This window comes from Proteiniborus sp., assembly GCF_040308045.1.
Classification (GTDB): Bacteria; Bacillota; Clostridia; order Tissierellales; family Proteiniboraceae; genus Proteiniborus.
The window spans coordinates 23,939-38,994 of sequence record NZ_JAWRHZ010000030.1 but is presented as its reverse complement, the minus strand read 5'-3'; the positions used below and the strand labels follow the sequence as shown (position 1 = coordinate 38,994).

Annotated in this window: 15 protein-coding genes and 1 tRNA gene; 14 read left to right on the top strand and 2 right to left on the bottom strand. The window is 29.8% G+C overall.

Annotated elements, in window-relative coordinates; translation table 11 throughout:
* Window positions 1-2 precede the first annotated feature (2 nt).
* The 7 genes from hutI to ABV008_RS05610 all read left to right on the top strand — a co-directional run bounded on the left by hutI (window position 3) and on the right by ABV008_RS05610 (window position 6,199).
* Window positions 3-1,280 (top strand): imidazolonepropionase, encoded by a 1,278-nt coding sequence (gene hutI, locus ABV008_RS05640; protein WP_352418844.1) that lies wholly within the window; start codon window positions 3-5, stop codon window positions 1,278-1,280.
* A 128-nt stretch (window positions 1,281-1,408) separates the two neighbouring features.
* Window positions 1,409-1,600, top strand: coding sequence for a DUF896 domain-containing protein (locus ABV008_RS05635; protein WP_352418843.1), 192 nt, complete (start codon window positions 1,409-1,411; stop codon window positions 1,598-1,600).
* A gap of 96 nt (window positions 1,601-1,696) precedes the next feature.
* Entirely contained in the window at window positions 1,697-2,152 is a 456-nt protein-coding gene (locus ABV008_RS05630) for a chemotaxis protein CheW (RefSeq protein WP_352418842.1), read from the top strand.
* 136 nt (window positions 2,153-2,288) lie between these two features.
* Window positions 2,289-2,762 carry a hypothetical protein gene (locus ABV008_RS05625; protein WP_352418841.1) on the top strand — a complete coding sequence of 158 codons (474 nt, stop codon included), beginning with the start codon at window positions 2,289-2,291 and terminating at the stop codon, window positions 2,760-2,762.
* A 45-nt stretch (window positions 2,763-2,807) separates the two neighbouring features.
* The gene (locus tag ABV008_RS05620) at window positions 2,808-3,974 is read left to right on the top strand and encodes a sensor histidine kinase (protein ID WP_352418840.1); all 1,167 of its coding nucleotides are present in this window, start codon (window positions 2,808-2,810) and stop codon (window positions 3,972-3,974) included.
* Window positions 3,967-4,626, top strand: coding sequence for a response regulator (locus ABV008_RS05615; RefSeq protein WP_352418839.1), 660 nt, complete (start codon window positions 3,967-3,969; stop codon window positions 4,624-4,626). The genes ABV008_RS05620 and ABV008_RS05615 overlap by 8 nt, the downstream gene beginning before the upstream one ends.
* 145 nt (window positions 4,627-4,771) lie before the next feature.
* Window positions 4,772-6,199 carry an aminopeptidase gene (locus ABV008_RS05610; protein WP_352418838.1) on the top strand — a complete coding sequence of 476 codons (1,428 nt, stop codon included), beginning with the start codon at window positions 4,772-4,774 and terminating at the stop codon, window positions 6,197-6,199.
* A gap of 74 nt (window positions 6,200-6,273) precedes the next feature.
* On the opposite strand, the gene ABV008_RS05605 is transcribed toward ABV008_RS05610, so the two are convergent.
* The gene (locus ABV008_RS05605; protein ID WP_352418837.1) at window positions 6,274-7,209 is read right to left on the bottom strand and encodes a selenium metabolism-associated LysR family transcriptional regulator; all 936 of its coding nucleotides are present in this window, start codon (window positions 7,207-7,209) and stop codon (window positions 6,274-6,276) included.
* 138 nt (window positions 7,210-7,347) lie between these two features.
* Between ABV008_RS05605 and ABV008_RS05600 the strand changes: the two genes are divergently transcribed.
* The gene (locus ABV008_RS05600; RefSeq protein ID WP_352418836.1) at window positions 7,348-7,521 is read left to right on the top strand and encodes a hypothetical protein; all 174 of its coding nucleotides are present in this window, start codon (window positions 7,348-7,350) and stop codon (window positions 7,519-7,521) included.
* A gap of 141 nt (window positions 7,522-7,662) precedes the next feature.
* Window positions 7,663-7,830 carry a hypothetical protein gene (locus ABV008_RS05595; RefSeq protein ID WP_352418835.1) on the top strand — a complete coding sequence of 56 codons (168 nt, stop codon included), beginning with the start codon at window positions 7,663-7,665 and terminating at the stop codon, window positions 7,828-7,830.
* A 73-nt stretch (window positions 7,831-7,903) separates the two neighbouring features.
* On the opposite strand, the gene ABV008_RS05590 is transcribed toward ABV008_RS05595, so the two are convergent.
* Window positions 7,904-7,985 (bottom strand) — tRNA-Leu (locus ABV008_RS05590).
* A gap of 203 nt (window positions 7,986-8,188) precedes the next feature.
* Here ABV008_RS05590 and ABV008_RS05585 point away from each other — a divergent pair.
* From ABV008_RS05585 to coaE, 5 genes are all read left to right on the top strand, one after another.
* The gene (locus tag ABV008_RS05585; RefSeq protein ID WP_352418834.1) at window positions 8,189-9,643 is read left to right on the top strand and encodes a L,D-transpeptidase; all 1,455 of its coding nucleotides are present in this window, start codon (window positions 8,189-8,191) and stop codon (window positions 9,641-9,643) included.
* A 215-nt stretch (window positions 9,644-9,858) separates the two neighbouring features.
* Complete coding sequence (locus ABV008_RS05580; RefSeq protein WP_352418833.1) at window positions 9,859-10,449, top strand: RNA polymerase sigma factor; 591 nt, start codon at window positions 9,859-9,861, stop codon at window positions 10,447-10,449.
* A 20-nt stretch (window positions 10,450-10,469) separates the two neighbouring features.
* A complete protein-coding gene (locus tag ABV008_RS05575; protein WP_352418832.1) occupies window positions 10,470-11,546 on the top strand; it encodes a DUF4349 domain-containing protein in 1,077 nt (358 codons plus the stop codon).
* A 221-nt stretch (window positions 11,547-11,767) separates the two neighbouring features.
* Window positions 11,768-14,446 (top strand): DNA polymerase I, encoded by a 2,679-nt coding sequence (polA, locus tag ABV008_RS05570; RefSeq protein ID WP_502929750.1) that lies wholly within the window; start codon window positions 11,768-11,770, stop codon window positions 14,444-14,446.
* Window positions 14,433-15,047: a dephospho-CoA kinase gene (gene coaE, locus ABV008_RS05565; protein ID WP_352418830.1), complete on the top strand. Its 615-nt coding sequence runs from the start codon at window positions 14,433-14,435 to the stop codon at window positions 15,045-15,047. The genes polA and coaE overlap by 14 nt, the downstream gene beginning before the upstream one ends.
* Window positions 15,048-15,056: the final 9 nt, after the last annotated feature.

Below are 15,056 nucleotides of genomic sequence, written 5' to 3'. Positions count from 1 at the left end.
TTATGAAGGCTGATATTGTAATAAAGAACATATCACAGTTAGTTACAATGGAAGGACCTGACAGACCTAGAATTAAAGAAGAAATGAAAAATATTGGAATAATTGAAAATGGAATCTTAGCAGTATCAGGTGAAGAGATAATCTATGTTGGAGAAGGAGAATTACCTAGGCATATAGATATTGATGAGAGAACTATAATTATTGATGGTAGCGGGAAAACTGTAACTCCAGGCTTAATAGACCCTCATACACATTTAGTCCATGGAGGCTCTAGGGAAAATGAATTAGCTATGAAATTAAATGGCATGAAATACATGGATATCTTAAGGGCTGGAGGAGGAATATTAAGTACAGTTAGAGCTACTCAAAATGCTTCTTTTGAAGAACTATATAAAAAAGCAGAAAAAAGTCTTGATACAATGCTAGAATTTGGTATAACAACAGTGGAAGCTAAAAGTGGATACGGTTTAAATATAGAAACTGAGCTTAAACAACTAAGGGTAGCAAAGGAACTAAATGAAAAGCATCCTATAGATGTAGTTTCTACATTTATGGGAGCCCATGCTGTACCTATAGAATATAAAAGCAATGCTGAAGAATTTGTTGAGATAATTATAAAAGATATGATTCCTAGGGTAGCAGAAGAAAAACTTGCTGAATTCTGCGATGTGTTTTGTGAAGAAGGCATATTTACAGTAGACCAAACTAGAAGAATATTAAATGCTGCTAGAAAGCATGGCATGCTTCCTAGAGTCCATGCTGATGAGATTGAACCTTTTGGTGGTGCGGAGCTTGCTGCTGAATTAGAAGCAGTGTCTGCAGATCATTTAGTTGCTGCAAGTGAAACAGGCATGAAAATCATGGCTGAGAAAGGTGTAATAGCAGATTTACTTCCTGCTACCTCTTTTAATCTGGCTAATGGTAAATTTGCAAATGCAAGAAGAATGATAGAATTAGGAGTTCCTGTTGCTTTATCTACAGATTACAATCCAGGTAGCAGCCCGACAGAAAACATTCAGCTAGTAATGTATTTTGCTTCGCTTATCTTAAGGATGACTCCAGAAGAAGTGTTTACAGCAGTTACTATTAACAGTGCTTGCTCCATTAAGAGAGAGAATAATATTGGCAGCATCAAAAAAGGAAAGAAGGCAGATATAGTTGTGTTTGATTCACCTAATATTAATTATATAATATACCACTTTGGAATAAACCATGTAGATATGGTATTTAAAAATGGGAAAATAGTAGTGGAAAAAGGTAGGACAAAGGGCACATTTTAATGTGCTCTTTTCTTTAATCTATAGAAATAGTATAATATATTAAGTAAAATTCAAAGTAAATATATTTACATACAATTGTATTAAAAAATGGTATAATATATTTGATAACTTAATAGGAGGAATGTAAGATGATTTCAAAAGAAAAATTAGCTCGAATTAATCTTTTAGCTAGAAAATCAAAGGAAACTGGGCTAACTGAACAAGAAAAAGAAGAGCAAAAATCCTTACGACAAGAATATTTATCTGCATTTAGAGAGAATTTCAAAAAACAATTAGAATGCATAGAAATAGTTGATGATAATAATAAAATTGAAGAATAAAGTGAGTAAAAAATAAAATTTTGAAGGAAAAACAAAATTATTGTAGAAATAATGTTAAGATAGAAGAAAAAAGAAGAAAGAAATGGGGGATGGGAGTTGCCAGAAAATCAATACGTTGTATTTAAATTAGGAAAAGAAGAGTATGGCATTGATATAATGAATGTTAGGGAGATAGTTCAGTATCAAGAAAGCGTGAAGGTACCGAACTCACCTAAATTTATTGAAGGAATAATTAACTTTAGAGGTAATGTTATTCCAATAGTTTGTTTGAAGAAAAGATTTGGTATGAAGGATAAAGCAACAGATGCAAACACAAGAATAATAGTTATTAATTTAAACGATAAGCAAATTGGTTTTTTAGTGGATGAAGCTTCTCAAACAATTAGGCTTGATGATTCAAATATTGATCCAACACCAGATATAATTACTGGAATTGAAAGAAAATATATTACTGGGGTAGGTAAACTTGATAATAGACTGATAATATTAATTGATTTAGAAAAAGTACTAACTGAGGATGAAAAAGATAAAATTAATTTGTTAGATATATAATGTCAATTTTTATTAAATAATAAAATTAATGTAAATACATGTCTATAATAACAACATATCTCCTTCAATAGTTGCTAAATTTTTTGTGGCTAGTCTTCTATACTTATAATACAGCATTGAGTATAGGAGGTTTTTTATGAAAAGAAAAATTATTGCTGTAATGAGTATATTTTTAATGTTTTTAATAGTACATGAGTATTTTGTTCATGGTTCTAACTCTGAAGAGATATATGGGATTGATGAAGAGATTGTTTATGATTTAATATCTAGACGTGCAGAAATTATGAATAGGGGATTATATAGCGAAAAGGATATAGACTGTATAATAATGGATTTAGAAGATATAGAGGGTGGAGCACTTCTTAAGGATGATAGTAAGTTCTTACAGGAGGCAAGAGCAAATCCTACAGATTATCCCCTTGTAACTGAGCTAGAGGTAGTAAAGATGAAATTATTATCCACAAATATCAATACATATAAACTAAAAGTTCAAATAAATTGGAACATGTTGAATGCTACTCATACTTCAAAGGAGAATGTTGAGTATTTCTTAGAAGTACAGCATCACAAGGGAAGATTGTTTTTGATGCATCTATCTCCAGTGGAATAAATAAAAACCATCTACTATTATCATTAATCATTAGAGGTGTTTATATTGTCTAAGCCAGCAATAGATTTAAAAAGAATGAATGATATAATTGAAAAAACTATTACAACAATAGACTCAGGAAGAAAAGAGATTTTTGAAATTGCTGAAAACGCTAGAAAAGAGTGTGAAAGAATTAAAAATGAACTAACTAGTATACAACAGAAAATCTCTTTATTTATACTCGAAGTTGAACAACTAGAAAGAGAAGAAAGAAGAGCTAAAGCAAAACTTATGATGGTTAGCAAGGACTTTAGTAGATATTCTGAAGAAGATATTAGACTTGCTTATGAGGAAGCAAATAATATCAGAATAAAACATATTATAAAGCAACAAGAGGAAAAAGAGTATATTGGAAAAAGGACAGAACTTGAGATAAGCTTTAAAAAAACCTATGAAATTGTGCAAAAAGCCGAAAAACTTGTTTCTCAAGTGGGTGTTGCTATGGATTTTCTCAAAGGAAATTTAAGCGATATATTTGAGACTATTGAGGATATGAACAAAAAGCAATATTTAGGGATAAAAATCATTGAAGCTCAAGAAGAAGAGCGTATGAGAGTTTCAAGAGAAATACATGATGGACCTGCTCAGTCTATGGCAAACGTTGTTCTTAAGGCAGAACTTTGTGAAAAGCTACTTTCTATAGATATTAATCAATCAAAGCAAGAATTGGGAAATTTGAAGGATATTGTTAGAAACAGTTTAAAGGATATAAGAAAAATAATTTTTGATTTAAGACCGATGTCTTTAGATGATTTAGGTCTTATCCCCACTATTAAGAGATATACTGATAATTTTATTGAAGAAATTGGAATAAATGTTGAAGTCTTAGTTTTAGGTGAACAAGAAGCTATTAAACCTATTATTGAAATAGCTTGTTTTAGGATAATACAGGAAGCTTTAAATAACATTTCAAAACATTCCAAGGCTAAAGATGTATTGATAAAAATCGAGCAAAATATGGACAAGCTTTCTATAGTAATAAAGGATAACGGTATAGGATTTGAGATGGATAAGCAAAATAGGAATCCAAGAGTAAGTGGTTTTGGACTTATTGGGATGAAAGAAAGGGCAGAGCTGTTAGGTGGGAAGTTAGATATAGTATCTGTCCCAGGAGAAGGTACTAAGATTATTTTATCTATACCTCTAGAAAGAAAGGATGATTTGTATGAATAACGGAAAGATTTCTGTTTTAATAGCAGATGATCATTCTCTAATGAGAGAGGGTCTTAAACAAATACTTGAACTTGAATCTGATATTAAAGTTATTTCATTAGTTGCAAATGGAGAAGATGTAGTTAAGGATGCTCTAAAATACAAACCAGATGTTATATTATTGGATATAAATATGCCAAAAATGAGTGGATTAGATGCACTTAGAAGATTAAAGGATATTGGAGTAGATTCTAAAATTATAATGCTCACTATTCATGATGAAAGAGAATATTTATTTGAGACAATAAAAATAGGAGCAAACGGTTATGTATTAAAAGATGCAGATTCTGATACGCTAATAAAGGCGATAAGAGATGTCTATAACGGCAAATCCTACATACAACCAAGTCTTTCTGAACTATTGGTAAAAGACTTTAATTCAAGAGATGAAAAGAGTAAAGAGAGTTCTCTTATAGAATCATTAACAAAGAGGGAATATGAGGTGCTTACTCTTATTGCAGAAGGTATGAACAATAGAGAAATAGCTGAGAATCTTTTCATAAGTGAAAAAACTGTCAAAAATCACGTTTCAAATATATTTAAAAAAATAAATGTATCAGATAGAGTTCAAGCTGCTATTTTTACTTTTAGAAATAATATTAAAAAGATATGAGTTACTACATGCAAAGCAAGTCTAGACATCTAGGCTTTTTTTGTTTATGAATCAATTAATATAATATATTATAATGTTGACAATGAGAAAACGTAAATATATGATATTACTTAGGGACACTAAATTTGATAACGGAGGGATATGTATGGGTGAAAAAACAGAAGGGAAAGGATTACAGGAGAAACTAACTCACAGCTGGAAAAATGCTTGGGAAGTATTTAATGAAAACGAAATAGAAGAAGTATTTGAAACTAGTGAAGAATATAAGAAGTTCCTTGATAGGTGCAAAACGGAAAGAGAATCTGCAGATGAAATAATAAGAAGTGCAAAAAATAAGGGATACATATCAATTAATCAAATAATTGAAGATAAAAGATCTATAGTACCAGGAATGAAAATCTATGCAGTCAATAAAAATAAAGCAGTTGTTTTGTTAGTTATAGGTAAAGAAGAACTAGAAAAAGGGATGAACATAGTAGGCTCCCATATTGATGCTCCAAGAATTGATTTAAAACAATTTCCACTATATGAGGATTCGGAGTTAGCATTACTCAAAACTCATTATTATGGAGGAATTAAAAAATATCAATGGGTTGCTTTGCCTTTAGCTCTTCATGGGATAGTTATTAAGAGAAATGGTGAAAAGGTAAATGTAGTTATTGGTGAAGACGAAAAAGATCCTGTTTTTTTTATTACTGATTTATTACCACATCTTGCGAAAGATCAAATGGGTAAAAAAATGGATGAAGGAATAACAGGGGAAGGACTTAATGTTTTATTTGGAAGTATTCCATATAATGAGAAGGAATTAAGTGATAAAGTTAAGCTTAATGTACTAAAGATATTAAATGAAAAATATGGAATGCTTGAGGAGGATTTTACATCTGCAGAATTTGAAATAGTACCTGCTGGAAAATCTAGAGATGTTGGTATAGACAGAAGTATGGTTGGTGGATATGGCCAAGATGATAGAGCATGTGCTTTTACAGCACTTAAAGCTATTCTTAATGTTGAAAATCCAAATAAAACAGCAGTTGCATTATTCGTAGATAAAGAAGAAATTGGAAGCGTAGGAAATACAGGAATGGAATCTATGTTTTTTGAAAATGTAGTTTCAGAGCTTATAGCTTTATTAGAGACAAGTTATAATGAATTAACTGTAAAAAGAGCTTTAGCCAATTCCAAGGTGTTATCTGCAGATACATTAGCAGGATTTGATCCTAATTATCCAGAAGTACTAGACAAGAGAAATTCACCTTTTATTGGTAAGGGAGTAACTTTAGTTAAGTATACAGGTGTTAGAGGAAAAGGTGGAAGCAATGATGCTAACTCAGAATATCTAGGAGAAATCAGAAAATTATTTAATGATAACAATATTATTTGGCAGATGGGTGAACTAGGAAAAGTAGATCAAGGTGGCGGCGGAACAATAGCATTTATTTTAGCTAGATATGGCATGGAAGTAGTAGACTGTGGAGTACCATTATTAAGCGTTCATGCACCTTATGAAGTATCAAGTAAGGCAGATATTTATATGACATATAAAGGATATAAGGTATTTTTTGAAGCATAATAATAGCCGAGGGATTCCTCGGCTTTATTAGTTAGCTTAGATTGTAAGGAAATGTTTCATATATTCCAGAATAACTACAACGATGATTTTGATATATACTCAATCACAAAATCTCTAAAAGTTTGACTTAAAGGTGAAAGCTGCCTTTTCTTATGATAGACAAAGTAAAATTTTCTTTTTAAGTCTAGCCCCTTAATACTATAAGGTTTTAGTATGCCCAAATCCATTTCCCGTTTTATGGCTCTTTCAGAAATGAAACTTATCCCAATACCTAGCTCAATAAATTTTTTAATAGCCTCAATGTCTTCGATATAAGCTACAATATTTAAAGAATCTATATCGAGTTTTTGTTCTTTAAGTTTATTTTCTAGTAAAGCTCGTGTTCCTGAACCCTTTTCTCTCAAAATAATTTTATTTTTCAATAAAAAATCAATATCAAGTTCATGATATTCTTCCCAAGGATAGTTCTTATTATTTGGCACTACAGCAAATAGTTTATCCTCCATTAAATCAATATATTCAAGTTGGGTAGAATTAAATTTAGCTCCGATTATTCCAAAGTCAGTGACACCATCAATTATGCCTTCAACGACTTTTTTGGAATCAAAATCAGTTAAAGAAAATGTCACATTAGGATATGTATCAATGAACTCTTTTAATAATAAAGGCAATACATAATGCCTTGGTATAGAACTGGAACTTATCTCTAGATGTCCTTGTACTTTACCCTTATAGACACCTAAGTCAAATTCAGCCATATTACGCATATTGACAATATTAAGTGCATATTTGTATAGAAGATTTCCAGCTTCTGTAGGAGTTATGCTTTTACCAGATCTATTTAATAAAAATGTGCCTAGTTCATTTTCTAGATTTTGAATATGACTTGTAACAGTAGGCTGTGTAAGATATAATTTTTGCGCAGCTTTTGAAAAACTTTTTCTATTTACTACTTCTATAAAGGTTTCTAATTGCCTAAAATCCAAGATATCACCACTTTCTGTGCTCATAATTTAATACTATTTGAAAAGAGTATATTTGTCAATTATATATCTAATATTAAGCTAATAAATAATAAAAAGATGTTAAAATTAAAATATAGAAGTATTGGATAAAATAAATTTTAAATCAAAAAAAGAGGTGAAAAAATGAGTAAAGAAACGAAAATAATACTAGATGAATTAAATTTTACTATAGGAAAGTTAAACCAAAAAGAACGAGAAGGAAATGAACTTAAGGAAAGCCAATATTGGTATAGGGAAGGCTTAAAAACTGCAAAGAATATTGTATTAAAAGTTGAAAATTTAGAGGCTTTTGATTAGCAATGAAACAATATTTGTTATTTTAGTATTTTTTTATATGTTAATAGAGAAAGGTACCAGTGAAAATCTAAGATTACATTCTCATATTAAATTCTTTGAAGTAATATAATTTATTAAAGATAATATGAGAGGTGAAAAATTATGAAGCATATGACTATATTAGAGTATGATGATGGTTCTGGGCTCAATGATAAGGTGCAAAGATGGATAAGTGAAAATGAAGATCAAATACTGGAAATAATTGATATTGAATATTCACAGCATGGGAATCTTTTCATTGCCACCATAACTTATGAGGAAAGAGCTTAATTTAGCTAAAATATTTGAAAATAAGAAAGCAAAACAATCTAGGTGTAACACTTAGACTGTTTTGCTTTTCTATTGGTGCCCGAGGCGAGAGTCGAACTCGCATGGTTTCCCGCTCGATTTTGAGTCGAGTGCGTCTGCCATTCCGCCACTCGGGCATATTGGCTACAAAGGATATGTTAACACAAATGAAATGAAAAATCAATAGTTTTTATGAAGGCTAATTATGAAAATTAAGGAGATTATTCTAAGTATTATTACTTTTAATGTTAATAGTGTTATATGTGATAAATATATCTAAAATTGCATAAACTCTTCTTACATGAAGTAAATATTAATACATGCATGTAGGAGGAGATTCATGAGGAAATTATTAATTATATTATCAATATTAGTGCTATTATTCTCAGTTAAAAGTGAAGCACAATCTCAATTATCATCTAAACATTGCAGAATTGAAATAGATATACCATCTAGAAGTCTATATTTTATAGAAAATAATAGTGTATTAAAGAAGTATCCAGTAGCTGTAGGAAAGGCCAACAGTCAAACCCCCATTGGAGAATTTAAGGTTATAAATAAGGTAATAAATCCATACTATTCAAAGCAGAAAATTGCTGGAGGTAGTCCTCAGAACCCTTTAGGAAGCAGATGGATAGGTTTTAAACCTTCATATGGTGTTCATGGAAATAACAATCCTAAATCCATAGGAAAATTTGTATCAGCAGGATGCATTAGAATGTATGATAAAGACGTAAAAGAACTATATGAAAAGGTAAATATAGGAGTGCCTGTTATAGTAAAATATGAACCTATTGTAGTAGAAAAAGATATAGATGAAATTAATCCTGTAATTGTTGTGTATCCTGATTATTATTCAAAAGTACCAGATTTTCTTAAAAAAGTTGAAGAGAAATTAGCTGAGCTTAATCTAAAAGAAAAGATTGAAAGAAGCAAATTAAATACATTAAAAAAACTAATTAACAAAGAGGTTGTTGTTTTTTCTGATAGATGGATTTATTTAATAAATGGCAAATATATTACTAATGATGTTATTCTCATTGATAATACTCTACATGTAAACTTAGATAAGATATGTAGCTTTTTTAATATAGACATTAATGATACTGAAACTAGGGAAGTAGTTACTATTTTTAATAAGGATATTCCTATAGTTGAGAATAACGAGAGAAGATATGTACCTATAAATGTATTAGAAATAAATCTTGGAGGGAATCATAAAGTAAATCAAAACCAACAAACAATTGATTACGGATTTGATTATTTTCTATTTAACAATAAGCTTGTAAAAGGAGAAATAATAAGCATTGAAGGAGATACAGATATTTCTATAGAAAGCTTATCAAATATGTTTGGGCAAGAAACTATTGCTTCTCAAGAGAAAGCGAAAGTTAAATTAAATAATAATTCATTAGATTGTAAAACTGTTGGCGGAAAGACTTATATAAATTTGAATGATTTATTACTGCAAACAAACTTAACATCTAATATACATACAAAGGATAGATATATTGAAGTCTTTAGTGAACCATATATTACATATAAGGATATTATTTATAAAGGAAGAGTTGGTGCTAATGAACCTTTAGTTCCAAGGGAGATATTAGCAAAAATATTATGCGAGTGTCAAGTAAACGCAACTGATTATTGCGGATGCATGAGTCAGATACAAAGCTTATTGCAAGAAGAGCAAGAGTACTACAATTTGAGTAGGTTACCAAACTGTTTTAAAGTTATAAAAGATTACTATAATACTAAAATTTATCTTGAAAAAAGAAGGTGTCTACAAATCTAAACAAATTGTAAGCAAAAAATAGGGTTTTTGAAAAAATAATTGCAAGAATGATTATGGAAGATTGATTCTAAAAACTTTTGGTTTAGCTTTTTAAAACCAAAAGTTTTTTTGTGCAAAATAATCCCAAAAATGATAAAATAGGATTTAGGTTTGAAAAGTAAAGAAAGTCATTATAATAATAATTTCATAAGGCGTTTGTGGGAAGGGGTGAATAAATGTTTGACAGGGAGCAAAAACTGATTAAGAAGTGCATGAGCGGGAACTTGAAAGCTTTTGATGAACTAATAGAAAAACACGAGAAAACAGCATATAATATAGCTTTAAAGATGTTAAAAAATCCGGAAGATGCAATGGATGTATCACAAGAGGCATTTATAAAGGTTTTCAAGTCAATAAAAACCTTTAATTTTGAGTCGGCATTTTCCACATGGCTATATAGAATAGTGACGAATACTTGCTTAGACTTTTTAAGGAAAAAGAATAATAATGTATATTCTATAGATAATCCAATTCATACAGATGATGGTGAGATAGAAAGAGACATACAAGATGACTCAGATACTCCAGAAGAAATATTAGAAAAAAAACTTACAAAGGAGCTAGTAAGTAATTCTATAGATAAATTAGAACAAAATCACAGGGTGGTAATTGTTCTTAGGGATATTCAAGGTTTTAGTTATGAAGAAATATCAAACATATTAGATTGCTCTATTGGTACTGTTAAATCAAGAATAAATAGAGCAAGGAAAAACTTGAAAGAGATATTAATGAGAGAAATGGAACTTAATAAAGAATCTATCGTCTAATAATTGAAAGGAGGGATAGAATGAACTGTAATGAATTTGTAGATAAAATTTCTTTATATATTGATGATGAAATGACTGAAATAGATAAAAAAGAATTTGAACTTCATTTTTTGAAATGTGATAGATGTAGACAAGAATATGAAAATATGATTAATATTTTGAAAAGTGTAAGAGACCAGGAACAAGTAGAGTTACCTGATAATTATAGATTTGAGCTTAGACGAAAACTTAAAGAAGTAGCAAAAGAAGAAAAGAAAATAAACTGGAGAGTTATATCTTCTATAGCTGCAGGACTTATTATTATGATTATTAGTATCAGTATGTTCTCAGATAATCTTCCTTTCTCACTTAAGGACAAATCAGTAACTCAAAGTATTGATAATGAGAGTAAAGAAGATAAAGCATCAATGGATATAGATAAAACTATGGGAATAATGGAAGCAGAAAGCCCTGAAACTGAAACTTTTGAAAACAGCTGGACAGAAGACTCAAACATTGCTGTAAACAGTGCACCATTAAAAGAGAATGAACTTCAAGGTGACAAACCTTTAAATGATTTTGGTATAATGGCTTCAAGAAGTAATTTAGGTAATGTCAGAAAATCTGTAAAAGAGGCATATTTGAGTATTAACATAGATGAATCAAATTCAGTATCAGAATTAATAACTAATTATGTAGAAGAAAAAGGTGGCTTTATTGAAAGTATAAATATAGAGTCAAGTGAAGATGAAACTGGGACTATACAAAAAAGCTATTTGATTAAAATCAGGATTCCATGTGATAAATTTGATGAAACTTTAGATTTTCTAAGGCAAATTGGTAGACTAGTAGACGAGCAATCAGTTCAAAACGACGTTACTGAAAACTACTATAGAATTGAGGCTAACTTAACGAGTCTTTATGACCAGGAAAATTTATTAATGGAGATATTAAACAAAGCTGAGGATAAAAAAGATAAATTATTAGTAGAAGACGAACTTAAAAAGGTAAAAGAAGAAATCAATTCTGAATCATCAGCATTAGAAGAGATTGACAACTCAATAATATTGTCGACTATTGATACTAAGATTAATGTAGTAAATGAAGAAGGTAATTAATAACATGGATTATTACTTGTTTAGAAAATAACATATTAATATGAAATTAATATATTTGTAGCGCATGGGGAGGAGATTAATCTCTTCCTATTTTTTTGTATTTGTTTACTGATAATATGTTTTAATATATACTTAGAAATAAGGGTTTACAGAATAAATATAGTATATAATAATATATATATGTTTTTAAGGAGTTGGTATTATTGGTAAAAGGTAGACTGATGATAATAGATGGGAACAGCTTGCTTCATAGGGCTTTTCATGCATTACCTCCTTTGATGAATAAGGATGGAGTATACACAAACGGAGTGTATGGTTTTTTGACAATGTTTTATAAAGTCACTGAGGAGTACAAACCTGACTATATTAGTGTTGTGTTTGATAAAAAAGCACCTACATTTAGACATATAGAATTTGAAGACTATAAAGCAGGAAGAGCTAAAACTCCTAATGAATTAGGAATGCAATTCCCAATATTAAAAGAAATAATAGATAATATGAAAATACATAGAGTTGAAGCTGAAGGATTTGAAGCAGATGATTTAGCAGGCACTCTTTCTAAATTTGGAGAAGAAAATGGTCTTGAGGTTGTCTTAGTTACTGGCGATAAAGATTATTTACAGTTAGCTAGTGATAAAACAAAAGTACTGCTTACTAAAAAAGGCATAACTAATATGGAGGTTTATGACAAGCAAGCAGTTATTGAAAGGTACGAACTTACTCCACAGCAGTTCGTCGACTTAAAAGGATTAATGGGGGATAAATCAGATAATATCCCTGGTGTTCCTGGAATTGGAGAAAAAACAGGAATCAAGCTTTTAAAAGAATTTGAATCTATTGAAGGAATATATGACAATATTGAGAATATTGATAGCAAAAAACTTAAAGAAAAATTAATAGAATATAAAAATCAAGCCATAATGAGTAGGAGACTATCTGAAATAATTACATCAGTACCTATAAAGGTAACCTTAGATAAGCTCATTTTGGAGGAGCCAGATACACAGGAGCTTCTTAATATTTACAAAAAATTAGAATTTAATAGTTTATTAGGAAAGCTAAACTCTAGTAAAGAGGATAATAAAAAGGATGGATTAAAAACAGAAAGGCTAGCTTCTAAGGTTAACATAATTAATCGAAAAGAAAATCTAGAAGATATTTTACAAGAAATAGATAAATCTAAGTCTTTTATTATAAAATTTATTATCGATGGAGACTATCCTTTAAAAGATGATATATTAGGTGTATGTATTAGGCCTTCTGAGAATTTAAATTATTATGTGGATTTTGTAGAGGAAGACATAAGAATTGAAGATTTTTTTAGTATATTCAAAGTAGTTTTAGAAGATGACAAATTTAAAAAGCTAGGACATAATATTAAAGAAGAGATTCTAGTAACTCTAAGATATGGAATAGATTTAAAGGGAATTGCCTTTGATAGTATGATAGGACAGTACTTACTTAATCCATCACAAAATGATTATAGCTTAAAAATATTAGCAAAGGATTATTTGAATATTAATATAGATAGCAAAGAAAACCTTTTAGGCACAGGAAAGAACAAAAAAACATTTGGACAATTACTAATAGATGATAGAGTATTATATATAACTAATGCAATAGAAGTTATTTCGAGAGTAAAAAATATTATTGAAGAGTTAATTATGTCACAAAATATGAATGAATTATTTTATGAGGTGGAACTGCCTTTAATTAGCGTTTTAGCAAATATGGAATATGAAGGTTTTACTGTAGATGCTGGGAAATTAGTAGAGTTAGGTAAAGAATTTGATTCCAAGATTGATGTATTGACAAAATCAATATTTGAATTCGCAGGAGAAGAATTCAATATAAATTCTCCTAAGCAATTAGGAGAGATATTATTTGAAAAATTAAAATTACCTATAATCAAAAAGACTAAGACAGGCTATTCTACTAATGCAGAGGTTCTCGAAAAGCTAACTGAGGTACATCCTATAGCAGAAAAGATATTGGAATATAGACAATTAGTTAAATTGAAATCTACTTATGTAGATGGATTGATTTCTGTGATTGATGAAAGTACTGGAAAAGTTCATTCAAGTTTTAATCAAACTATTACAACTACAGGAAGAATTAGTAGTACAGAGCCTAATCTTCAAAACATACCTATTAGAACTGAGGAAGGTAGAAAGATAAGAAAAGTATTCACACCAAGTAGTATTGATTATGTTTTAGTAGATGCTGACTATTCGCAAATAGAGCTTAGGGTTTTGGCAAGTATTTCAGATGATCCAAAGCTAAAAGAAGCATTTTTTACTGGAGAGGATATTCATAGAAAAACCGCTTCTGAAGTGTTCGATGTCAGTATTGAAGAGGTTACACCTTTGATGCGTAGTAGAGCGAAGGCGGTAAATTTTGGAATAGTATATGGGATAAGCGATTATGGGCTTGCTAGAGACTTAAAAATTTCAAGAAAAGAAGCTAAGATATATATAGATAATTATTTGAAAAACTATGTTAAAGTAAAGGAATACATGAAAAGTATTGTAGACGAAGGAAAAAGTAAGGGATATGTTGAAACTATTTTACATAGAAGAAGATATTTACCTGAATTGGCTTCAAGAAATTTCAATATTAGGTCATTTGGAGAGAGAATGGCAATGAATACTCCTATACAAGGAAGTGCTGCTGATATAATAAAGCTAGCAATGGTTAATGTCTACAGTGAGTTGAAAAAGAGACAGCTAAAATCCAGGTTAATTCTACAAGTGCATGACGAATTGATTATTGAAGCTTATAAAGATGAAGTAGAAGAAATAAAAATTCTTTTAAAAGAACTAATGGAAGGTGCAATTTCCCTAAATGTTCCACTAAAAGTTGATATGGAAACAGGTGATAGTTGGTATGATACAAAATAAAACCAAGATTATTGGAATAACAGGTGGGATAGGAACAGGTAAAAGCACTGTTTCAAAGATAATAAAAGAAAGAGGTTTTCCAGTTATAGATGCAGATTTGATTGCAAGAGAAGTAGTTAATATTGGAGAACCTGCATATCATAAAATTGTTGAAACCTTTGGGAAACAGATATTAACTGGAGATAAAAGCATAGACAGAAAAAAGCTAGGTAATATTGTGTTTGGTGATGCTAATTCAAGATTTACTTTAAATAGTATCATTCATCCACTAATATATAGTAGGATCAAGGAGGAAATCTTACATTATTCCAAATCCAGTAATGTTGTTTTCATTGATATTCCTCTTTTAATAGAAGAAAAAGAGAATCTTGCTAAAGAAGGGATTTCTTTTGATGAAATATGGTTAGTCTATGCAGATCCAGAAATCCAGTTAAGTAGGATTATTGAGAGAGATAAAACTGATTACAAAAGCGCAATGCGAAGAATAAAAGCTCAAATGCATATAATTGATAAATTAAAATATGCAAATTTTGTCATAAATAATACAGGTAATGTGGAGGAACTTATTAGTAAAGTAAATAAGGCTTTGGAAGCGTTCTGATGTTTTTGG

Coding starts and splice junctions, on each gene's coding strand:
- ABV008_RS05625 (WP_352418841.1), top strand. CDS start 2,289: ATGAAAAGAAAAATTATTGCTGTAATGAGTATATTTTTAATGTTTTTA.
- ABV008_RS05580 (WP_352418833.1), top strand. CDS start 9,859: ATGTTTGACAGGGAGCAAAAACTGATTAAGAAGTGCATGAGCGGGAAC.
- ABV008_RS05600 (WP_352418836.1), top strand. CDS start 7,348: ATGAGTAAAGAAACGAAAATAATACTAGATGAATTAAATTTTACTATA.
- ABV008_RS05575 (WP_352418832.1), top strand. CDS start 10,470: ATGAACTGTAATGAATTTGTAGATAAAATTTCTTTATATATTGATGAT.
- ABV008_RS05585 (WP_352418834.1), top strand. CDS start 8,189: ATGAGGAAATTATTAATTATATTATCAATATTAGTGCTATTATTCTCA.
- coaE (WP_352418830.1), top strand. CDS start 14,433: ATGATACAAAATAAAACCAAGATTATTGGAATAACAGGTGGGATAGGA.
- ABV008_RS05610 (WP_352418838.1), top strand. CDS start 4,772: ATGGGTGAAAAAACAGAAGGGAAAGGATTACAGGAGAAACTAACTCAC.
- ABV008_RS05605 (WP_352418837.1), bottom strand. CDS start 7,209: ATGAGCACAGAAAGTGGTGATATCTTGGATTTTAGGCAATTAGAAACC.
- ABV008_RS05615 (WP_352418839.1), top strand. CDS start 3,967: ATGAATAACGGAAAGATTTCTGTTTTAATAGCAGATGATCATTCTCTA.
- ABV008_RS05595 (WP_352418835.1), top strand. CDS start 7,663: ATGAAGCATATGACTATATTAGAGTATGATGATGGTTCTGGGCTCAAT.
- hutI (WP_352418844.1), top strand. CDS start 3: ATGAAGGCTGATATTGTAATAAAGAACATATCACAGTTAGTTACAATG.
- ABV008_RS05635 (WP_352418843.1), top strand. CDS start 1,409: ATGATTTCAAAAGAAAAATTAGCTCGAATTAATCTTTTAGCTAGAAAA.
- polA (WP_502929750.1), top strand. CDS start 11,768: ATGATAATAGATGGGAACAGCTTGCTTCATAGGGCTTTTCATGCATTA.